Source organism: Streptomyces sp. NPDC021212 (assembly GCF_044332925.1).
GTDB lineage: Bacteria > Actinomycetota > Actinomycetes > Streptomycetales > Streptomycetaceae > Streptomyces.
Window position 1 is genome coordinate 76,910 of sequence record NZ_JBIRPZ010000002.1, and the last position, 21,369, is coordinate 98,278.

Genomic DNA, 21,369 nt, shown 5'->3' on the forward strand with positions numbered 1-21,369 from the left:
ACGAAGCAGAGGAAGCCCCAGCATGTCCCTCCAGCCCGGTGACGCCCTCACCTCGCACAACTTCGGCCTGCAGATCGACGGCGTGATGGTCGAGTACCTGCAGGAGGTGAGCGGCCTGTCCATCGAGCAGGACGTCATCGAATACCAGCAGGTCTCCGCCAACGGCAAGCCCGTCACGAAGAAGCTGCCCGGTGTGAAGAAGGCCGGTGAGTGCACGGTCACCCGCGGTATGACGTCCTCCGCCGCGTTCACCCAGTGGATCAACAACTCCATCTCGGGGAACATGGGCAGCGCCCGGAAGAACGCCTCCATCATCATGATGGACTACCAGAACGCGCCGGTGAAGCGGTACAACCTGCGCAACGCCTGGTGCAGCAAGGTCGAGGCCGGTGGCGTCAAGGCCGGGGACGCCTCCGCGCTCACCGAGCAGGTCACGATCGTCTTCGAAGAACTGGTCATCGAGTGATGCGTCGCTCGGCACCCAGGGGGGCGGCCGCGGCCGCCCCCGCCGCCCCCTCCTCCCCGGAGCTTCCGGTCGACCCGGCCTCCCCCGCCGAGGCGCCCGCCCAGCCCGCTCCTTCCGCTCAGCAGGAAGCGCTGCGGACGGAGTTCGCCTTCGAACTGCCGCGCGGCTACATGGACGAGAGCGGCACCGTCCATCGCTCCGGGACGATGCGCCTGGCCACCGCACGGGACGAGCTGATCCCGCTGCGCGACGTGCGGGTGCAGGAGAACCCCGCCTACCTGTCCGTGGTGCTGCTCGGCCGGGTCATCACCCGGCTGGGCACGCTTCCCGTGGTGCACGACGGCACCGTGGAGAACATGTTCGCTTCCGACCTGGCCTTCCTCCAGGACTTCTACCGGCAGATCAACGCCGAGGGCCACACCCGCGCGGCCGTGGCCTGCCCGCACTGCGAGGAGTCCTTCGAGGTCGAGCTGGCCGGGAGCCGCCTGGGGGAATCGTGACGTACGCGGCCGAGCGCATCCACGAGGAGGTCGCGTACCTCGCCTACCACTTCCACTGGAGCATGGCGGACATCCTCGACCTCGAACACCGGGACCGCGGCCGGTACGTGGAGCAAGCCGCGGCGCTGGTCGCCCGCGCCTCCGAGGGGAGCCGGTGACCTGACCATGGGCATCAGGGACGTATGGAACAGCCTGCGGCGTGGCACGCCCGCGGGGCACGGCGGCACGGAACCGGCGGCGGCCGGTGCGGAGTCGCCCGTGGAGGACGCGGCCGGCGGCTCCGGAGCCCGCACCAGGGGTGCGTGGGCCACCGCCGGGCCGGTACAGCGCGTGCTGAGCGCGCCGCGGACCGTCTCGGCGCCGGACTTCGCGTCCCGGCTCAGCGCGCACCAGAACCCGTCGTTCCGCAGCGAGCCCGCCCACGTGGTCGCCCGTACGGCACCGTCGGGCATCATCCACGGTCTGGTCACGCCGAGCCCGCGCACCTCCGACGTCCCGCCGCCGCCCCTGCCGGTCGTACCGCCCCCCGGCACCGAGGACGGCGGCGGCGACGCGGCCGGAGGGCCGTCGGGCCCCGGCCTGCCGGGCACGCGGCCGACGGTGCGGCGACGCACGGCCGAGCCGTCGCTCCCCGGCCCGGCCGGTACGCCGCGGCCGAGTGCCGTCCCGGAGACCCGCCGAACGACACCGCACCCGGCCGCCACGGGCGACGCCCCCGTGCAGCGGACGCCCGCGCCCGGCGACGTCACGGGCAGCACGGCACCACCCACGGCCGGGGCCCCCACGGCACACCACCGCAGCAGCGGCTCCCCCGCCGCACGTCCCCGGTCCGCAGCCGGCCACGGCGGTCCATCGCAACGCGACGGCGCGTCCCCGACCAGGCCGGGTGCCGCCTCGGGCAGGACGGGGACCTCGCAACCTTCCGGCACCCCGGGCGGTGCGCGTCCTACCCCACGGCCCGCAGCCGCCACGGGTGACACCACCGTGCGGCGCTCGCCCGCGCCCGGCGACGCCGCGGGCAGCCGGGAAGCTGCCGTCGAGCCGTCGGCTCCTTCCGGGGAACCGCATGCCTCCGGGGCCCCGAGGCGCAGCGAGCCCACCGCCCCGGTGGCGCACCGCGCACCGGGCACCCGCGCTTCCGGGCCCTCCATGACCACCGCGCCACGCCAGGTGACGCCGCGTCGGCTCGGCGCCGTCCAGCGGGCGACGACAGCACCGAAGGTCGAGCGGCAATCCGCGGAACCCTCCGCGGACGGCCGCGCCGGAGCGGGCTCCGCCCGCGCGGGTGCGGCGCGCACTCCGTTCACGGGCCCGACGCCCGAGAACACCGACGGATCCGACACCGCCCCACCACCGGCCGAACCGGTGCAGCGGGCAGCGGCAGCGAAGCCCACGCCCGGAGACGGCGATCCCGCACCATCGGCACGCGCCGACACGCCCTCACCGAATCCGGGCGAGCGGACACCGACGACACCGCCCCCCACCCAGCCGGCACCGTCCCCGCACACCCCGATCCAGCGAGCCACGGCACGGCCGAACGCCCAGCCGCAAGAGTCCGCGGAATCCTCGGCGGATGGCCGCGCCGGAACGGGTCCCGCCCACGCGGGTGCGGCGGGCACCCCTTTCACGGGCCCGACGCCCGAGAACACCGACGGATCCGACACCGCCCCACCACCGGCCGAACCGGTGCAGCGGGCAGCGGCAGCGGCAGCGGCAGCGGCAGCGGCAGCGAAGCACACGCCCGGAGACGGCGATCCCGCACCATCGGCACGCGCCGACACGCCCTCACCGAATCCGGGCGAGCGGACACCGACGACACCGCCCCCCACCCAGCCGGCACCGTCCCCGCACACCCCGATCCAACGGGCCACGGCACGGCCGAACGCCCAGCCGCAAGAGTCCGCGGCCGGCCGTAGCGGGGCGAGCCCCGCCACCGGGGGCCCGGAGCGTGCTGCCGCGAACCCCGTCCCGGGAGGCCCGGACGCCGCCTCGCGACCGGCCGAACCGGTGCAGCGGGCGGCGACGACGGCGAGGCCCCTGCCCGGCGGCGTTCCGCTGCCCACGGCAGACGCGGGCAACACGCCGTCGCCGAGCCCGGGTGAGGAGGCACCGCGGTCGGAAACGCCGACGCACGCCCCGATCCAGCGGGCCACGCCGCCCGGCCCGGCCCGGCAGGTGCCCGGTCCGGTGACGCCGCGTCGTACGGACACGGCCCCGGGCAGCGGCCCGGCCACCGCGGGGCCCGCTGCCGCGCCGCGCGTCCAGCGCAGGCGGGCGGGGCTCGGCGCGCCGCTTTCCAGTGCCCCGGCGCCGCCGGAGGCCGCGTCGGCCCCTCGCGCCGCCCCCGTACCGCCCACGGCCGGGACCCCGCGTCAACGCCCGCTGTTGGGCGATCCCGTCGCCGCGGAACCCGCTCCCCGGACGCCGAAGCAGGACTCCGGGCCGGTGACGGCGCAGCGCCCGGCCTCCCCGGCCGCGGGGCAAACACCGAACGGCGCGGCGGGCGGGCGCCCGGCCGTCACGCCCCCGGTCCAGCTCCGCCGGATGCCCGGCGTCGCACGGACACCGGAGGCTCCCTCCGCTCCGTCCGCGCCGCTCGCGACGGCGCGCGCCCTGACGGCACCGGACTCCGCGACACCCGCCGGGCCCGGCCCGTCGTCGCACGCGCCGGGCGGCGGACCGGCACCTGCCGTGAGGCCTCGTGCGGCGCGGCGCCCCGCCGCTTCGGCCGGGCAGGAGCAGGGTGCTCCCCGTACCGCCGCACCCGTCGTACGGCCCGGTCCGGTGACGTCCGGCCCGCGTTCGTCTCCCGCGCCTCGTGCGGAGGCCGCCGCGGCGGCGGCTCCGGCGGCCGTGCGGCGGAGCGCAGGCGCCCTCGGCGCGCTGCCCACCGCCGCGCCCGCGCCGAGGGCGGGAACCGGGGCGGGCGCGTCTGCACCCGCGCCTGCCCCGGTGCAGCGCCGGACCGCACCGCCCCCGGCGGCCGCACCGGCCGCGCCCACCGCCGTGCAGCGGCAGGCCACACCGCCCCCGGCACCTCCGCCGCGCCCGGCGGCGGCCCCCGGCACGTCGTCGCCGGCGGACCGGCCCGCCGCACACGCGGCCGCGCCCGCGCGGCAGCAATCCCCGGCGGAGCTGGACGAGTTGGCGCGGCGGCTGCTCGGGCCGCTGTCCCGGCTGCTGCGGGCCGAGTTGCGGACCGACCGCGAACGGGTGGGGCGTCTGCGCGACCCCCGCCGCTAGCCCGCCCGCCACCTCAGCACCACCACCCACCTCCCGGAGAAAACAGTCACCGATGACCACCACCCAGGACCCCGGCTCCACCATCTACTTCAAGCTGACCATCGACGGCCAGAACCTCGGGCTGTTCAACGGTTGCGAGGGCCTGTCGTCCGAGGTGCAGGTGGAGCAGCGGGAGGAAGGCGGCAACAACGGGTTCGTGTGGCAGCTCCCGTCCCGGGTGACGTTCTCCTCCATCCGGCTGACCCGTCCGCTCACGCCGGACACCGCGAAGGTGGCCGCGTGGATCTCGTCCGTGGCCACCGGGATACGACGGCCCACCGCGCAGATCGCCGCGTTGCGCGCGGACGGTTCGCTGGTGGCCCAGTGGGGTCTGGTGGATGTGCTGCCGATCCGCTGGCAGGGGCCGACCCTGGATCCGGCCAGCCCGGCCGTGGCCACCGAGACGCTGGAGATCACGCACCACGGCTTCACCGACGCCGGAGGGGCCTGATGCCCGCGATCGGTTCCCGTGGCGGGGGCGCCAGCCTGGTCCGTGCCTCGCTCGCCGTGCACCAGCCGCCGACCAGCCTGGAAGCCGGGATCGGCGGGCGGGTCGGGCAGGTGGAGTTCCAGTTCAACCCGAGCCAGCTCCAGTTGACGCGGTCGGCGTCGTGGAGCGCCCAGCCGTCCGTGGGCTACGCGCGGGGCGCGCCACCGGAGTTCGTGGGCGCCCAGCCGGCGTCGCTGGAGCTGGAGGTGTTCCTCGACGCCTCGGCGAAGCCGGGGGCGTCGAAGGTGCAGAAGCAGGTGGACCTGCTCCTGTCGTGCTGCGAGGTGTATCCGCCGTCGCTGTCGACGAACCGCCCCTCACCGCCCTGGGTCAGGTTCTCCTGGGGTTCGTTCAACACCGTGCAGTTCGTGGCGCACGTCGACAGCGTCAGCGCCACGTACACCCTCTTCAGCCCCACCGGGGAGCCGACGCGGGCGACCTGCCACCTGACGCTGACGGAAGTGCCGCTGCCGACGAAGGGGCAGAACCCGACCTCGGGCGCACTGTCCGCACGGCGGGTGCACCGGGTGGTGGCCGGGGACACCCTCCAGTCGCTGGCCTGGCGGGAGTACGGGGACGCGACGGCGTGGCGGGTGATCGCGGAGGCGAACGGGATCGACGACCCGATGCGCCTCGCCAACGGCACCGAACTGCTGCTGCCCGCGATCGACGACTCCGGGGGGTGATCCCGGTGCCGTTCCGCCCCGACGCCCGCGACACCCGAAGCGCGCGCACCGCCCGAAGCCCGAGAGAGGAAAGACCACTGCGATGAGCCAGAAGACGTACACCAGCGTGCTGCACGTGGAGGTGGAGGGCGCCAAACTCCCCGACGGGCTGGCGCGGTTGCTGGTCGACGGCTGGGTGGACGCCAGCGTCAACGTCCCCTCGGCCTTCCAGCTCACGTTCAGCAACGTCGGCAGCGACGTGCTGAAGACGTTCCCGCAGCTCTCCATGGGCGCGAAGGTGGCGCTGTTCCCGGTCACCGACGGGCGCAAGGGCAAGGCGATGCTGACCGGTGAGATCACCGCGATGGAGGTGGACAAGGACGGGGCCGGCAGGTCACTGGTGGTGCGCGGTTTCGACCCGGGCCACCGGCTGCTGCGCAATCGCCGGGTCGAGGGCTACCCCAACATGACCGCCGGGGACATCGCCCGCCGCCTCGCGACGCGCAACAAGCTGACCCCGGGGCGCATCGACAGCACGCGCTCGGTGTACGAGCTGGCCACCCAGCCCAACATCACCGACTGGGACTTCCTGTCCCGGCTGGCGCAGGAGAACGACGTCCATCTGTACTTCGACAACACCGGCAAGATGTGCTTCACGGACCTGGTGTCCGCGTCCGGTGCGCCGTCCGACTCCACCCCGTCGTCGCGCAGCCCGTACGTCCTGGAGTTCGGCACCAACGAGCTGCACAGCCGGGTCGGGGTCACCTCCGCCGGGCAGGCGCGGACCGTGCGGGTCCGGGGCTGGGACGTAAAGACGAAGCGGCCGCTGCGGGGCCAGGCGAGCGCGGGGACCACGCAGGAGGCGCGTACGGACCTCACCCCGGCCAAGGCCACGGCCCGGTTCGGAAAGGCGGAGCTGGTCGGTACGGACGTGCCGTACGGGACGCAGTCCCAGGTGGGGCACGCGGCGCGGGCGCTGGCCGAGGACGTGGCGTCCTCCTTCACCGAGCTGGAGGTGGCGGTCACCGGCAATCCGGATCTGCGGCCGGGCGTGCCGGTGGCGTTGAACGGCGCGGGGTTTCCGTTCGAGGGCAAGTACACGGCGACGGGTGTGCGCCACGTCTTCGCCAGTGGCAGCCCGTACACGACCTGGGTGTCGGTGACGGGCCGTCAGTTCCGTTCGCTGTACGGGCTGGCCTCGGGCGGCGGCGGGGCCGAGGACGCGCAATCGCTTCCCGGTGTGGTCAACGCGATCGTCACCAACATCACGGATCCGCTGCGGATGGGCCGCGTCAAGCTGCGTTTCCCGTGGCTCTCCGACACCTACGAGAGCGACTGGTGCCGGGTGGCCCAGTTCGGCGGTGTGCGCGGTGGCGGGCTGCTGCTGCCGGAGGTCGAGGACGAGGTGCTGGTGGCGTTCGACCGCGGTTCGCTGGAGCATCCGTACGTCCTTGCCGGGCTGTACAACGGGAAGGACAAGCCGACCGACGACCCCGACGGCGTGCAGCCGGTGGACCGTACCCGGGGCCGGGTCAACTACCGCAGCCTCGCCTCGCGCAACGGCCACATCGTCGAGCTGCTGGACCGGCAGACCCCGCCCAAGCAGGGCATCCGGCTCCAGACGGGGAACGGCAAGGTCACCGTCCACCTGGACCAGACCCGGACGTCGGTGACGATCAACAGCAGGGGCGAGGTGTCGATCGAGGGCACCCGGTCCGTCCAGGTCAAGAGCGGCGGAAACCTGAGCCTGCGGGCCGGGGGCGCGGTGAACATCCGCAGCGGTGGCGCGGTCAACATCCAGGGCGGTGGCGGAGTGAACGTCCGGGCGGGCGGCCAGATCGGCATCCAGGCCGGCGCCGCGCTGAACATGAGCGCGGGCGCCGCGGCCACGCTGCAAGCGGTCGGCACCCTCCAGCTCTCGGCGACCGTCTCGGCACAGCTCCGGGCGGTCTCCGTGATGCTCCAGGGCGCGGTCACCGCGAACGGGATCCCGGTCCCGCCGATCCCGTGACGGGGCCACGGAACGAGCGGCGGCAGGCGAGGCGCGGCGTGTACGGATCGGAAGGACGGAGCGGACATGGGTGAGCAGTTCGTCGGCGCGGGCTGGGGTTTCCCGATGCGCACCGACGCGTCCGGGGGCATCGCCCTCGTACAGCGCGAGCGGGAGGTCGAGGAGGCGATCCGGCTGGTGCTGTCCACCGCGCCCGGGGAGCGGCCGATGCGGCCGGAGTTCGGCTGCGCCATCCACGACCTGGTGTTCGCGCCGGTCAACGAGGCGACGGCGGGCCGCATCCGCCACGAGGTGCGGGCCTGCCTCGACCGGTGGGAGCCGCGGATCGAGGTGAGCGAGGTGGGCGTCGCCCCCGCGCCGGACGAGCCCGCCGCGCTGCTGATCGACGTCCGTTACGAGATCCGCGGCACCAACAACCCCCGCAGCCTGGTCTTCCCCTTCTACGTCATCCCCTCGCACGAGGGCCCGGACGACGAGGAGCCGGGCGGCGAGGGACCACGCGACGAGAACAACACCGCTTTGGAGAACCACCGCTGATGGCCCTGCCCTCCCCCCACCTGGACGACCGGCGCTTCCAGCAGTTCGTCGACGACGCCAAGCGGCACATCCAGCGGCGGTGCCCGGAGTGGACCGACCACAACGTGTCCGACCCGGGCGTGACGCTCGTGGAGACGGTGGCGGACATGGCCGACCAGCTCGTGTACCGGCTCAACCGGGTGCCCGAGAAGAACTACCTGGCGTTCCTCGACCTGATCGGTGTGTCCCTCTTCCCGCCCGCCGCCGCCCGCGCGGACATCACCTTCTGGCTTTCCGCGCCGCAGCCCGAGACGGTGCGCCTGCCCGCCGGTACGGAGGCGGCGACGGTGCGCACCGAAATGGAGGACGCCGTGGTCTTCGCCACGGAAGAGGACCTGCCGGTGGTGCCGTGTGAGCTGTCCCGGGTCCAGACGCAAGGCGGCACCGGGCAGCCGCCCTCCGAGTGCACCTCGGACATCCTCGACGGCCAGGACGTGATGGTCTTCGCCGAGGCCCCGAGGCCGGGTGACACGCTGCTGCTGGGGCTCGACACCGCCGTCCCCTCGTGCGCCGTCGTCCTCCGTCTCGACAGCCGCGTCGACGGTGTGGGCGTGGACCCGCGCAATCCGCCGCTGGTGTGGGAGGCGTGGACACCGGAGGGGTGGCACCCCTGTGAGGTGGAGGAGGACTCCACCGGTGGTCTGAACCGCCCCGGACAGGTGGTGCTGCACATTCCGGCAGGCCACGAGGTCTCGCGCGTCGGCCGGTTCGACGCGGGCTGGGTCCGCTGCCGCGTGGTGGCGGCCGACCCGGGCATGACGTCGTACACCACGTCGCCCACGGTCCGCGACGCGTCCGCGTTCACCATCGGCGGCACGGTGCGGGCGGTGCACGCCGAAACGGTGGCCGACGAGCCGCTCGGTGAGTCCACCGGCGTGCCGGGGCAGCGCATGCTGCTTTCGCGCACCCCGGTGGCGGCCGGTGATCCGCCGCTGCAGCTGGAGGTGTCGGACGGCGCGGGCTGGCAGCCGTGGTCCGTGGTGCCGCACCTGTCCGCGTCCGGCCCCGACGACCGGCACGTCACGCTCGACCACGCGACCGGCGAGGTGGCGTTCGGCCCCGCGGTGCGCCGGCCGGACGGCACCCTGCGGCAGTACGGGGCCGTCCCGCCCAAGGGCGCGACGATCCGCGCCACCCGCTACCGCACCGGCGGCGGCAGGATCGGCAACGTGGCCCGCAACTGCATCACCGTGCTGCGCAGTTCGATCCCCTACGTGGCGAGCGTGGACAACCGGGAGGCGGCGCGCGGCGGTGTGGACGCCGAGACCGTCGACGAGGCGAAGGTACGCGCGCCGATCACGCTGCGCGCCCAGGACCGGGCCGTCACGCGGCGCGACTACGAGGAACTGACCCGGCAGGCGGCCCCCGAGGTGGCCCGTATCTCCTGCCAGGCCGCGGATCCGGCCGCGGCGGGCGGTACCACGGGCACAGGCGGCGCTGACGGTACGGCCCTGCGGGGCGGGGCGGACACCGGCGGAGGCGACGCCGGGGAGAACGCCGTGCGCGTCCTGGTCGTTCCCCAGGCGGTCCCGGACCTGGGCGGGCGGCTGCGCTTCGAGCAACTGGTGCCCGGCGACGAGCTGCTGGAGAAGATCACCCGCTTTCTCGACGAACGCCGCGCGATCGGAACCCGCCTGGCCATCGGCCCGCCCTACTACCAGGGCGTGACGGCGGTGGTCACGCTGCACGCCTACCGCAGCGCCGACGCCGACACCGTGCGCAGGGCCGCGCTCGACGCGCTGTACGCCCACCTCGACCCGCTGACCGGCGGCGTGGACGGCACCGGCTGGCCGTTCGGGCGGCAGGTGCAGGCGGGCGAGTTGTTCGCGGTGCTCCAGCGCGTACCGGGTGTCGAGCTGGTGGACGAGGTGCTGCTGCACCCGGCCGACCCGCTCACCGGGAAACGCGGTGACGCCACCGACCGCATCCGGCTGTCCGGTCCGTCGCTGGTCTTCCCGTTCGACCACCGCGTCCGCGTGATCGGAGGCTGATGTGAGAGGCGCACTCGAAGGGCTGGAGTCGCCGCACCCGCTGGGTGAACGGCTTCCGTCCGTCTTCGCCGACGACGATTTCGCCCAGCGCTTCACCGGCGGACTCGACGCCCTGCTGGCGCCGTTGCTCAACGTCCTCGACTGTCTGGACGCCTACTTCTCCCCCGCCCTGGCGCCCGAGGACTTCGTGGACTGGCTCGCGGGATGGGTCGGCGCCGAACTCACCGGGGACGAACCGGAACCCCTGCTGCGGCACACCGTCGCCACGGCGGTGGACCTGCACCGCAGGCGCGGCACCAGGAGCGGGCTGCGGGACGCCGTCCAGACGGCGTTCAACGCCCGGCCCGAGATCACCGAAAGCGGCGGGGCGTCCTGGTCACCCCGCCCGCTCGGCCCCTTCCCCGGCGATCCCCGCCCCGGCGTCCATGTGGTGCTGCGGGTGCCGGACCCGGACGCCGTCGACGTGACGCGACTTGACGACCTGGTGGCCGCGGCCCGGCCCGCACACCTGCCCTACACCGTGCGCGTGGAACACGCGGAGAGCACCGAGAGGAATACCCCATCGTGAATGCCAGTCCCCACCGCACCTGCACGGAGTGCGGCGCGGCCCGTCAGGACAACCAGTCGTTCTGCGACGAGTGCGGCGCCTTCCTCGGCTGGGAGGAGGACACCGCGCCTCTGCCCGGGGCACAGCGGGAGCAGAGGCCGACACCGCCCGCACCGGACCGGGACGCGCCCGGGGCCGGCCGGCCCCAGGACACCACGCCCGCCGCCCCGCACAACGCACCGCACGCCGCCGCCACCAGGGCGGACGACACGACCGGCGACACACCGGCCACCGCTCCGGAGACCGCGGCCGGTGCCGCCCAGGCCACCGCCCCGGACGCCGCGACGCCCGGACAGGACGCCGACGAACGGGCTCGTGCCCTGATCGTTCCCGTGGCGGACCCGTCGGCGCCGGAGCCCGCCGCCGACCAGATCGCCCCGGTCCTCCCCGGAACGCCGCGGGCCGACGCGCCGCGAGCCCGCGCCGTGGCCCCCGAGGAGGCACCGCGGAACGGCATCGCGTGCCCGTGGTGCGACACCTCCAACCAGCCCCACCGGCACTTCTGCCGCCAGTGCGCCATGCGGCTCGCCGAAACACCCGCCCAGCCGGTGCGGCCCCGGCTCCCCTGGTGGCGCCGCCTGCTGGGACTGCGCGGCGACGAGACGCCGTTCGCCGGCGACCGGCCGCGGCTGCGCCGGGGCGTGAGCGGCGTAGTGTCCACGGTGGTGGGTCTCCTCGTCGTCACGGCCGTGGTCATCGGCGCGGTGATCTGGACCAAACCGGCCGTGTCCGCCGTTCAGGACCACTTCTCCAAGCGCGCGCTCATCCACCCGAGCACCGTGACGGCCACGCACTCCGACTCCAGTCACCTCCCGGAGAAGGCGGACGACGGCAAGTCCAACACCTGGTGGGGGACCGGCTACTCGGGCGACTCCGCGGGGCAGGCCTGGGAGGCCAACTTCTCCGGACCGACCCGGCTCCTGGACGTCGTCATCACCCCGGGCGTCTCCACCAAGCCCGACGAGGGCCGCGACCAGTCACGTCCGCGCCAGATCGAGATGCAGCTGACGCGGTCCGACGGGAAGACCGAAAAGCGCGAGCTGAACCTGAACGACGGCGAGGTGCAGAGCTTTCCCCTGCGCGCCCAGGACGTGGTCAGGGCACGGCTCCAGATCAAGTCCGCGTACGCGGAGCCGGACAAGCAGGTCGCGGTGGCGGAGGTCGAGTTCTTCGGACCGTCCACCAACGGCAACACGGCGTGAGAGCCGCCCGAGTGACCCACCCCGGTGGCGGGGCACCCCGCCCCGCCACCGGGTGACCAGGTTCCCACCCCACGGAGACGCACCCACCATGCACGCACGGGACACCGCCAAGACCGCCGACGACGCCACCCGCGCCCCCGCGCCCGAGGTGGCCCGGACCAGGCCCGGGATCACCTCGGCCCAGTCGCTGGCCGCCCTCCAGCGCACCGCGGGCAACGTCGCCGCCGTCCGCTCGCTCCAGCGGGCCCAGGAGCAGGCCGAGGAGCAGGAGCGGCACCAGCACGGCCCCGGCTGCGACCACGGCGCGGTGCAGCGCTCGGCCGTCCCCGACGTGCTGAGCAGCGAGGGCAAGGCCCTGGACGAACCGATACGCAACGAGATGGAATCCCGTCTCGGCGCCGACTTCTCCGGCGTCCGGCTGCACACCGACAGCGCCGCCCGCGCCTCCGCGGCGGAGATCGGCGCCCGCGCCTACACCTCCGGCAACCACGTCGTGCTCGGTGACGGCGGCGGCGACAAACACACCCTCGCCCACGAACTCACCCACGTCATCCAGCAGTCCCAGGGCCCCGTCGCGGGCACCGACAACGGATCGGGGCTCAAGGTCTCCGACCCCTCCGACCGCTTCGAGCGCGAGGCCGAAGCCAACGCCACCCGCGCCATGGCGGGCCCGGTCCCACGCGACACAGCCCCCACGGAACCCGCTGGGCACCACCGAACCGCAGGTCCGGCCGACATCCAGCGTGCGCCGGGAAACGGGCCCACGGACAAGCCCGGTGGCGCACGAGAGGCGACCGCGAACCGCACCGCCTAGAACGACCTGGTGCGGAATCCCGAGCAGTTCCTCAACCGTTCCGCCCTGGCCCTGGACTTCACGGTGGGCATGACCGAGCGCACACCGGGACTGCCCCTGGACTTCGCCGCGTTCGCGAAGCGGATGGGCAGCCGGCCCCGGCACTGGTTCGTCCTGGTCCCCGACCGCCGGCGCACCAGGGAGGGTATGCCCGCGTACGTTCTGACCCCGGCCGTGGAGAAGTACGTCGAGGAGTTCGGCGGCAGTGACGACCTGCTCTCCCCCCTTGTGGGGCACCCCGCGCTGCCCGCGGTTCTGCCCCCGAAGGGATACCTCGCCTCGTCGTACGTCCCCTATCTCTCAGCGGGTCCGAAAGCCCCCGACACGTCCGTCGGCCACACCGAGATCCCGCACGACGCCGGGGCGCAGGGCCACGGTTCCGAGTTCGTCTTCACAGCCACGATGAACGGCTGTGCCTTCGCCGTGACCGGCAGCGCGCGGCAGGGCCACTTCACCGCATGGCACTATCAGTCCCCCAGCAGCCTCAGCAACCGAGGCCCGGCCAAAGACTTCCGACGGGACCGCGCCCCCACCGACTGGTTCGGTCCCGAGGAATACGAGAGCCCCGTGCAGAACGGGCTCTTCGAGACGACCGACATGCTGTGGAACGGCCCGGCCGGCTGGGAGGTCCTCAGCCAGGAGACCCATGTCAGCTCGCACGACATGGGCGACGCCCAGATCAAGTCGACGCGCCGCCGTCCCTTGCGCTTGACCGCGGGAGGTGAGGCCCAGTACACCGCGAGGATCTACGCCGGTCTCGCGAGGAATCAGCTCAAAGAGTTCATGCGGCTCCTCGCGCAGGCCAAGGGCAACAGCGGCGAGCAGTCCGCGGAGTTGGACAAGAACGTCTTCAAGCCTCTTGAGATCACCATGGCGAGAGAGCCTTTGGAGGTCGAGGACTGGGAAAGCTTCGCGGCTCTCTACAAGGTCGCGGACATGCTCCTACGGCAGCGCTTCGAGGTGCGGGACCGGGTCGGGGAATGGGTGGAGGCCCACCTCGGCGACGACACCGCGGCGCGCGGCGGCAAGTTCGCACTGGGCGGCGAGGAAAAGCTCCGCAAGCGCCGGAAGGGTGTCTCCGACCTGATCGCCGAGTTCTCCAAACTGTCCTGGATCAAGAGTCTCCTGGAGGAAGCGGCGGACCACCCCGCCGACCCTGCCACCGGGGCGGGCCCCCAGGGTCACCCCCGCGGGTAGGCGAGAACCGCCAGCACTCGGCGATGCGTCGCGTCGGCCGGGGGAAGGTCCAGCTTGCCGAGGATGCTGCCGATGTGCTTGCCCACGGCCGCCTCGGACACCACCAGTTGGCGGGCGATCGCGCCGTTCGACCTGCCCTCCGCCATCAGGGCCAAGACCTCCCGCTCGCGCGCGGTGAGCCGCTCCAGCGGGTCGCGGCGGCGGCGCAACAGCTGGCGCACCACTTCGGGATCGACGACCGTGCCGCCGTCCGCCACCTCGCACAGGGCCTCCACGAACTCCTCGACCCGCCCGACGCGTTCCTCCAGCAGATAGCCGACGCCCGTTCCGTCGCCGGAGTCCAGCAGCTCCGCGGCGTAACGGCGCTGCACATACTGGCTGAGGACCAAGATGGGCAGGGTGGGCCGCGTCTCGCGCAGCCGCACCGCCGCGTGCAGTCCCTCGTCCCGGAGCCCGGGCGGCATGCGGACGTCCGTGAGGACGATGTCGGGGGCGTGTTCCTCGACCGCGGCGCGCAGCGCCGGAGCGTCGCCGACGGCCGCGACCACGTCGTGGCCGCAGCGGCCGAGCAGTCCGATGAGCCCTTCCCGCAGCAGCACGCTGTCCCGTGACACCCACGACGGCCGCCACCACCACGACCCCGGCAACCCAGCCGACGGTCCTCTTGCCGTAGCTCTCTGACATGCTTTCAGGAAGCCTTCCCATTTGCGGCGTCTCAGGGCCGATGCACCGGGGCGGCCGCACCAGGCCGGAAGGCCAGTTGTCCGTCCGCAACCTCCACCCGGATCCGGTCCCCGGCGGAAAGAGCGCCGTCGAGAAGCATCCGGGACAGCCGGTTGTCGACCTCCCGCTGGATGGTGCGGCGCAACGGCCGGGCTCCGTACTCGGGTTGGTGGCCGTGCCGCGCGAGCCAGTCGATGGCCTCCGGGGCGAACTCGACGGCGATGTCCTGGGCGTGCAGCCGCCGCCGGGTCTCCTCCAGCATCACGTCGGTGATCCGGCGCAGCTGCTCGTCGTCGAGCTGCCGGAAGACGACGATCTCGTCGATGCGGTTGAGGAATTCGGGGCGGAAGTGCTCGCGCAACGGGCGCAGGACCCGCTCGCGCCGGGCCTGCTCGTCGGACTCGGCGTCCGTGGCGCCGAAACCGAGAACGGCACCCCGTCCGCCGATGGCCTCGGAGCCGAGGTTGCTCGTCATCACGACGACGGTGTTGCGGAAGTCGACCGTGCGGCCCTGGGCGTCGGTGAGCCGGCCATCGTCGAGCACCTGGAGCAGGGTGTTGAAGACATCGGGGTGGGCCTTCTCGACCTCGTCGAGCAGCAGCAAGGAGTACGGGCGGCGGCGCACGGCCTCGGTGAGCTGTCCGGCCTCCTCGTGGCCGACGTACCCGGGCGGGGCGCCGACCAGGCGGCTGACGGTGTGCCGCTCCTGGTACTCGCTCATGTCGAGCCGCACCATCAGCTCTTCGCTGCCGAACAGCGCCTCGGCCAGCGCCCGCGCGAGCTCGGTCTTGCCGACGCCGGTGGATCCGAGGAAGAGGAAGCTGCCGATCGGGCGGCCGGGGTCGGCCAGTCCGGCCCGGGAGCGCAGTATCGCCTCGGCGACGGCGCCGACGGCCTCGTCCTGCCCGATGACGCGCCGCCGCAGGTGCTCCTCCAGGCCGAGCAGGCGGTCCTTCTCCTCCTGGGCCGCGTGTGCGCCCGGATCGATCAGCCGCGGTCGACCTCCTGTGCGTACTGGGGCAGCCGCAGCACTCCGTGGCTCGCGTGGCCGGACAGCTCGGCACGGACGAGGTGACGCGCCACCTCATCGGCCACGTCGTCGTCCGCCCCCAGTCCGACGGCCACGGCCCGGATCCGCGGTGCGGGAGCACTTCCTTGACCGCCGTGTTCATGTCACTATTCGTGGGAGCGCTCCCATAACGCTCCCACACCCCCAAGGAGAGACATGGCTCTCACACCACGACGCGGCCGACGCCGAGCCCCGCTGCTCGGGTTAGTGGCCGCCACCGTCATGACGACGGCCGGGCTGGCCGGAACCGCGGGTGCCGCGACCGGCTCCGTGAAGGCTTCCACCCTGGGTGCTCAAGCGGCCCAGTCCGGGCGGTACTTCGGGACCGCCGTGGCCGCCGGCAAGCTCGGGGACGCCACGTACGCGACCATCCTGAACCGCGAGTTCACCATGGTCACCCCGGAGAACGAGATGAAGTGGGACACCATCGAGCGGTCCCGCGGCTCGTTCAACTTCGCCCCCGCCGACCAGATCGCGAACCAGGCCACCTCACACGGACAGCGACTACGGGGACACACCCTGGTCTGGCACTCCCAGCTGCCGAGCTGGGTCAGCTCCATCGGCGACGCCAACACCCTGCGCAGCGTGATGAAGAACCACATCACCACCACGATGACCCACTACAAGGGCAAGATCTACGCGTGGGACGTGGTGAACGAGGCGTTCGCCGACGGTGGCGGCGGCCAGCACCGCCCCTCGGTGTTCCAGAACCTGCTGGGTGACGGCTTCATCGAGGAGGCCTTCCGCACCGCCCGGTCGGCCGACCCGGCGGCCAAGCTCTGCTACAACGACTACAACATCGAGGACTGGAGCGCCGCGAAGACCCAGGGCGTCTACCGCATGGTGCGCGACTTCAAGGCGCGCGGGGTGCCCATCGACTGCGTCGGCTTCCAGGCCCACTTCGGCACCGGCGGCCCGCCGGCCAACTTCCAGACCACGCTGTCGAGTTTCGCCGCCCTCGGCGTGGACGTGCAGATCACCGAGCTGGACATCGCGCAGGCCCCGACGGCCGCGTACACGAACACGGTCAGGGCCTGCATGAACGTCCCGCGCTGTACCGGCATCACCACCTGGGGCATCCGGGACAGCGACTCCTGGCGCTCCGGGGAGAACCCGCTGCTCTTCGACCGCAACGGCAACAAGAAGGCGGCGTACAACGCCACGCTGACCGCGCTGGGCGGCACACCCACGGCGACGTAGGCCACCGCCTCACCGGCCGCCGCGCTGCCCACCAGCTACCGGTGGAACTCCAGCGGGATCCTGATGTCCCCGAAGCCGGACGCCACCCACAACATCGCCGGGTTCAAGGACCCGACGGTGGTCCACCACAACGGCAAGTGGCACGTACTCCGCCATGCCGGACGTCATCAAGCAGAACATCGGCTGCGGCTACTGGGTGGACATGTGGGTGATCTGTGACAGCGCCCTGTTCGAAGCGAGCAACATCTACAAGGTGCAGGGCGGCAACCAGTATCTGCTGATCGTCGAGGCGATCGGGTCGGACGGCACACGCTACTTCCGGTCCTGGACCTCGGGCAGCCTCGCGGGCTCCTGGACACCGCCAGCCGCCTCCGAGAGCAACCCCTTCGCGCGGGCCGGACCCCAACGCCGGCGGCGACTACAACAGCCTGCCGTGGCGGCTCGGCCTCCTCACCCAGACCAACTCCACCTGCTGACCCACCGAGAACACCGGCCCGGAGGCGCGGTTCACTTCTCCGGGCCGTCCTCGACGAGGCGTCGCAGTGAGGGGAGCAGGGCTTCAAGGTCCTGACTGGTTCTGAAGGCGACGACCGTGGTTCCGGCGCCGGTATCGGCCGGAGAGCCGGGCGCCGGAAAGAGGGCGAGCACCTCGCGCATTGCCTCGTCCATCTCGGCGACCGGGTCGGAGGACTCTCCCCGGAGCCATCGCCGCAGTACGTGGTTGTGGGCGGCGACCACGTTCGCCGCCATGAGTTCGGCCCGCAGCGACGCCGACTCCGTGGGGTCGCCCATCCAGTCCGCGATGAACTCCCTGAAGAGCCGCTGGTAGCGGGCCACGCTGGCGATCTCGCGGTCGCGGAGCGCGGCGACCTTGCTGGTGAGCGCATACCGTCGGCGCGCGAGGTCGCCCTCCTCGAGGTAGTGCAGCAGTACCAGGCGGACCGCGTCGGAGACGGTGACCAGGGCGGTGCTGTGGCTGGAGGTGGCCAGCCGGTCACGGATCAGCTCGAGCAGCCGGTCGTGATCGGGGAAGATCACTTCTTCCTTGGACCGGTAGTGCCGGAAGAACGTCGTGCGCCCCAGCCCGGCCCGTTCGGCGATGTCGTCGACTGTCGTCTGCTCATATCCACGCTCGTCGAAGAGGGCGAATGCGGCGTCCGCGAGGCGAATCCGCGCAGGTGGCTTGCTCATGAGTGCCCATCCTTCCCTGTCCCGGGCCCCAGAGGCCACTTGCCACCATCCATGGTACTGAGTACCGTCATAGCGACATCGAGTACCAGGAGGGAGTCCGGCGTGGATACCGTTGCGCAGAGCGAGTCCGGTCTGCCGATCCAGCCGCTCTACGACGGCTCGGCGCTGGAGGGCTTCGACGCGGACGCCGAGCTGGGTGCTCCGGGGAGGTTTCCGTACACCCGTGGTGTGTATCCGACGATGTACACCGGCCGACCGTGGACGATGCGGCAGTACGCCGGATTCGGCACGGCCAAGGAGTCCAACGAGCGCTACCACGAGCTGGTGGCCGCGGGCACGGGCGGCCTGAGCGTGGCCTTCGACCTCCCCACACAGATGGGCTACGACTCCGACGAGGCCATCACCCGCGGTGAGGTGGGCAAGGTCGGCGTGGCGATCGACTCGATCGAGGACATGCGGACGCTGTTCCAGGGCCTGCCGCTGGACAAGGTGTCGACGTCGATGACGATCAATGCCCCCGCCTCGACGCTGCTCCTGCTGTACCAGCTGGTCGCGGCCGAGCAGGGCGTCGCGGGACATCAGCTCACCGGCACGATCCAGAACGACGTGCTCAAGGAGTACATCGCCCGCGGCACCTACATCTTCCCGCCCCAGCAGTCGCTGCGGCTGATCAGCGACATCTTCGCCTACTGCCATCAGGAGCTGCCGCGCTGGAACACGATCTCCATCTCCGGCTACCACATGGCCGAGGCCGGGGCCACGCCGGCTCAGGAGATCGCCTTCACCCTCGCCAACGCGAAGGAGTACGTGCGCGCCGCGATCGCCGCGGGCCTGGACGTCGACGACTTCGCGCCGCGTCTGTCGTTCTTCTTCGTGGCCCGGACCACGTTGCTGGAGGAGATCGCGAAGTTCCGCGCCGCCCGTCGCATCTGGGCGCGCCTCATGCGCGACGAATTCGGCGCCAAGAGTCCCAAGTCGCAGATGCTGCGCTTCCACACGCAGACCGCCGGCGTGCAGCTGACCGCACAGCAGCCCGAGGTCAACCTCGTCCGGGTCGCCCTCCAGGGCCTCGGCGCGGTCCTCGGCGGGACGCAGTCCCTGCACACCAACTCCTACGACGAGGCCATCGCCCTGCCGACGCAGAAGGCCGCCCGGCTCGCGCTGCGCACGCAGCAGGTCATCGCCTACGAAACCGACGTGACCAAGACGGTCGACCCCTTCGCCGGGTCCTACGTCATGGAGTCGTTGACCGATGACGTCGAGGCGGCGGCCCTCGATCTGATCCAGGCCGTCGAGGATCGCGGCGGCGCGGTGGCGGCGATCGAGCAGGGCTTCCAGAAGTCCGAGATCGAGAAGTCCGCGTACAAGATCGCGCTGGAGATCGACAACCAGGAGCGGACCGTTGTCGGGGTCAACACGTACACCCTCGGCGAGGAGGAACCCTACGAGCCGCTGCGCGTCGATCCGCAGATCGAGGCCGACCAGTGCGAGCGCCTGGTCGCCCTGCGCGAGGAGCGCGACAACGACGCCGTCGAGCGAGCGCTGGACGCCCTGCGCGACGCCGCGCGAGGCACCGACAACGTGCTGCACCCGATGCGCGAGGCCCTGCGGCGACGCGCCACGGTCGGCGAGGTCTCCCACGCACTGCGCGACGTGTGGGGCACGCACGTCCCGCACGACACCTTCTGACCGGAGCCCGGGGTGGAACAGCCAGTGAACGACATCAACACGCATACGACAGCGGGCAAGCTGGCGGATCTCCGGCGCCGCATCGAAGAGGCCACGCACGCCGGTTCCGCGCGCGCGGTGGAAAAGCAGCACGCGAAGGGCAAGTTGACCGCGCGCGAGCGGATCGACCTGCTGCTGGACGAAGGGTCCTTCGTCGAGCTGGACGAGTTCGCCCGCCACCGCTCGACGGACTTCGGGATGGCGGCGAACCGCCCGTACGGCGACGGCGTGGTCACCGGCTACGGCACCGTCGACGGCCGCCCCGTGGCGGTGTTCAGCCAGGACTTCACGGTCTTCGGCGGGGCGCTGGGCGGGGTCTTCGGCGAGAAGATCGTCAAGGTGATGGACTTCGCGCTGAAGAACGGCTGCCCGGTCATCGGCGTCAACGACTCCGGCGGCGCGCGCATCCAGGAGGGCGTCGTCTCGCTCGGCGCGTACGGCGAGATCTTCCGCCGCAACACCCACGCCTCCGGCGTCATCCCGCAGATCTCGCTGATCGTCGGCCCGTGCGCGGGCGGTGCGGTCTACTCCCCTGCCATCACCGACTTCACGGTCATGGTCGACCAGACCTCGCACATGTTCATCACCGGGCCCGACGTCATCAAGACCGTCACCGGCGAGGACGTGGGCTTCGAGGAGCTGGGCGGCGCCCGTACGCACAACAGCACCTCGGGCGTGGCGCACCACATGGCGGGCGACGAGAAGGACGCCATCGAGTACGTCAAGGCGCTGCTGTCGTACCTGCCGTCCAACAACCTCTCCGAGCCGCCGTCCTTCCCCGAGGAGGCGGACCTGGAGACCTCCGACGAGGACCGCGAGCTGGATGCGCTGATCCCGGACTCGGCGAACCAGCCGTACGACATGCTCACCGTGATCGAGCACGTCCTGGACGACGGGGACTTCCTGGAGGTCCAGGCGCTGTACGCGCCGAACATGGTCACCGGCTACGGCCGCGTCGAGGGCCACTCGGTGGGCATCGTCGCCAACCAGCCGATGCAGTTCGCCGGCACCCTGGACATCAAGGCGTCCGAGAAGGCCGCCCGCTTCGTGCGCACCTGCGACGCCTACAACATCCCCGTCCTCACCTTCGTGGACGTGCCCGGCTTCCTGCCGGGTACCGACCAGGAGTGGGACGGCATCATCCGGCGCGGCGCCAAGCTGATCTACGCCTACGCCGAGGCCACCGTCCCGCTGATCACGGTCATCACCCGCAAGGCGTTCGGCGGCGCGTACGACGTGATGGGCTCCAAGCACCTGGGCGCCGACCTCAACCTGGCCTGGCCCACCGCCCAGATCGCCGTCATGGGCGCCCAGGGCGCGGTCAACATCCTGCACCGCCGCACCCTCGCCGCGATCGAGGACCCGGCCGCGCGGGAGGCGAGGCGCCAGGAGCTGATCGCCGAGTACGAGGACACCCTCCTCAACCCCTACGCGGCGGCCGAGCGCGGCTACGTGGATGCGGTGATCATGCCGTCCGAGACCCGCCGCCACATCGTCCGCGGCCTGCGCACGCTGCGCGACAAGCGCGAACAGCTGCCCCCGAAGAAGCACGGCAACATCCCGCTGTGAGGAGCCTCCGTGAGCAAGGTCGTACGCGGCAACCCCACTACCTCGGAGG

Annotated in this window: 18 protein-coding genes and 2 pseudogenes; 16 read left to right on the top strand and 4 right to left on the bottom strand. The window is 72.2% G+C overall.

From position 1 onward, the window contains the following. Positions 1-22: 22 nt before the first annotated feature. From ACH4SI_RS04540 to ACH4SI_RS04600, 13 genes are all read left to right on the top strand, one after another. Entirely contained in the window at positions 23-466 is a 444-nt protein-coding gene (locus tag ACH4SI_RS04540; RefSeq protein ID WP_398292533.1) for a phage tail protein, read from the top strand. After that, positions 466-966, top strand: a complete 501-nt coding sequence (locus ACH4SI_RS04545) for a hypothetical protein (RefSeq protein ID WP_398292535.1) — start codon at positions 466-468, stop codon at positions 964-966. The genes ACH4SI_RS04540 and ACH4SI_RS04545 overlap by 1 nt, the downstream gene beginning before the upstream one ends. Beyond that, entirely contained in the window at positions 963-1,124 is a 162-nt protein-coding gene (locus ACH4SI_RS04550) for a DUF6760 family protein (protein ID WP_398292537.1), read from the top strand. Before ACH4SI_RS04545 ends, ACH4SI_RS04550 begins: the two co-directional genes overlap by 4 nt. A gap of 7 nt (positions 1,125-1,131) precedes the next feature. Beyond that, positions 1,132-4,209: a hypothetical protein gene (locus ACH4SI_RS04555; RefSeq protein ID WP_398292539.1), complete on the top strand. Its 3,078-nt coding sequence runs from the start codon at positions 1,132-1,134 to the stop codon at positions 4,207-4,209. A gap of 52 nt (positions 4,210-4,261) precedes the next feature. Next, complete coding sequence (locus tag ACH4SI_RS04560) at positions 4,262-4,699, top strand: phage tail protein (RefSeq protein WP_398292541.1); 438 nt, start codon at positions 4,262-4,264, stop codon at positions 4,697-4,699. Continuing rightward, the gene (locus ACH4SI_RS04565; RefSeq protein WP_398292543.1) at positions 4,699-5,424 is read left to right on the top strand and encodes a LysM peptidoglycan-binding domain-containing protein; all 726 of its coding nucleotides are present in this window, start codon (positions 4,699-4,701) and stop codon (positions 5,422-5,424) included. The genes ACH4SI_RS04560 and ACH4SI_RS04565 overlap by 1 nt, the downstream gene beginning before the upstream one ends. 82 nt (positions 5,425-5,506) lie before the next feature. After that, the gene (locus ACH4SI_RS04570) at positions 5,507-7,414 is read left to right on the top strand and encodes a VgrG-related protein (protein WP_398292545.1); all 1,908 of its coding nucleotides are present in this window, start codon (positions 5,507-5,509) and stop codon (positions 7,412-7,414) included. A gap of 66 nt (positions 7,415-7,480) precedes the next feature. Then, a complete protein-coding gene (locus ACH4SI_RS04575; protein WP_398292547.1) occupies positions 7,481-7,951 on the top strand; it encodes a GPW/gp25 family protein in 471 nt (156 codons plus the stop codon). Further along, positions 7,951-9,981 (top strand): putative baseplate assembly protein, encoded by a 2,031-nt coding sequence (locus ACH4SI_RS04580; protein ID WP_398292549.1) that lies wholly within the window; start codon positions 7,951-7,953, stop codon positions 9,979-9,981. The genes ACH4SI_RS04575 and ACH4SI_RS04580 overlap by 1 nt, the downstream gene beginning before the upstream one ends. Position 9,982: 1 nt before the next feature. Beyond that, positions 9,983-10,549 carry a phage tail protein gene (locus tag ACH4SI_RS04585; RefSeq protein WP_398292551.1) on the top strand — a complete coding sequence of 189 codons (567 nt, stop codon included), beginning with the start codon at positions 9,983-9,985 and terminating at the stop codon, positions 10,547-10,549. After that, on the top strand, positions 10,546-11,790 hold the full coding sequence (locus ACH4SI_RS04590) for an NADase-type glycan-binding domain-containing protein (protein ID WP_398292553.1): 1,245 nt from the start codon (positions 10,546-10,548) through the stop codon (positions 11,788-11,790). The genes ACH4SI_RS04585 and ACH4SI_RS04590 overlap by 4 nt, the downstream gene beginning before the upstream one ends. Positions 11,791-11,878: 88 nt before the next feature. Continuing rightward, positions 11,879-12,604, top strand: coding sequence for a DUF4157 domain-containing protein (locus ACH4SI_RS04595; RefSeq protein WP_398292555.1), 726 nt, complete (start codon positions 11,879-11,881; stop codon positions 12,602-12,604). Positions 12,605-12,613: 9 nt separating this feature from the next. Further along, on the top strand, positions 12,614-13,840 hold the full coding sequence (locus ACH4SI_RS04600) for a hypothetical protein (protein ID WP_398292557.1): 1,227 nt from the start codon (positions 12,614-12,616) through the stop codon (positions 13,838-13,840). Here the strand turns inward: ACH4SI_RS04600 and ACH4SI_RS04605 are convergent. The 3 genes and pseudogenes from ACH4SI_RS04605 to ACH4SI_RS04615 all read right to left on the bottom strand — a co-directional run bounded on the left by ACH4SI_RS04605 (position 13,825) and on the right by ACH4SI_RS04615 (position 15,688). Further along, entirely contained in the window at positions 13,825-14,454 is a 630-nt protein-coding gene (locus ACH4SI_RS04605) for a LuxR C-terminal-related transcriptional regulator (RefSeq protein ID WP_398292559.1), read from the bottom strand. The genes ACH4SI_RS04600 and ACH4SI_RS04605 overlap by 16 nt on opposite strands. A gap of 101 nt (positions 14,455-14,555) precedes the next feature. Continuing rightward, a pseudogene (locus tag ACH4SI_RS04610) lies at positions 14,556-15,530 on the bottom strand (AAA family ATPase); the annotation flags it as partial. Positions 15,531-15,550: 20 nt separating this feature from the next. Next, positions 15,551-15,688 carry an Ldh family oxidoreductase gene (locus ACH4SI_RS04615; RefSeq protein WP_398292561.1) on the bottom strand — a complete coding sequence of 46 codons (138 nt, stop codon included), beginning with the start codon at positions 15,686-15,688 and terminating at the stop codon, positions 15,551-15,553. Positions 15,689-15,788: 100 nt separating this feature from the next. Between ACH4SI_RS04615 and ACH4SI_RS04620 the strand changes: the two are divergent. Beyond that, a pseudogene (locus ACH4SI_RS04620) lies at positions 15,789-17,308 on the top strand (non-reducing end alpha-L-arabinofuranosidase family hydrolase). 31 nt (positions 17,309-17,339) lie between these two features. Here ACH4SI_RS04620 and ACH4SI_RS04625 read toward each other — a convergent pair. Next, positions 17,340-18,023 (bottom strand): TetR/AcrR family transcriptional regulator, encoded by a 684-nt coding sequence (locus tag ACH4SI_RS04625; RefSeq protein WP_398292563.1) that lies wholly within the window; start codon positions 18,021-18,023, stop codon positions 17,340-17,342. Between the two features lie 102 nt (positions 18,024-18,125). Between ACH4SI_RS04625 and ACH4SI_RS04630 the strand changes: the two genes are divergently transcribed. Beyond that, positions 18,126-19,712, top strand: coding sequence for a methylmalonyl-CoA mutase (locus ACH4SI_RS04630; protein ID WP_398292565.1), 1,587 nt, complete (start codon positions 18,126-18,128; stop codon positions 19,710-19,712). A gap of 12 nt (positions 19,713-19,724) precedes the next feature. After that, a complete protein-coding gene (locus tag ACH4SI_RS04635; RefSeq protein WP_398292567.1) occupies positions 19,725-21,320 on the top strand; it encodes an acyl-CoA carboxylase subunit beta in 1,596 nt (531 codons plus the stop codon). Positions 21,321-21,369 lie beyond the last annotated feature (49 nt).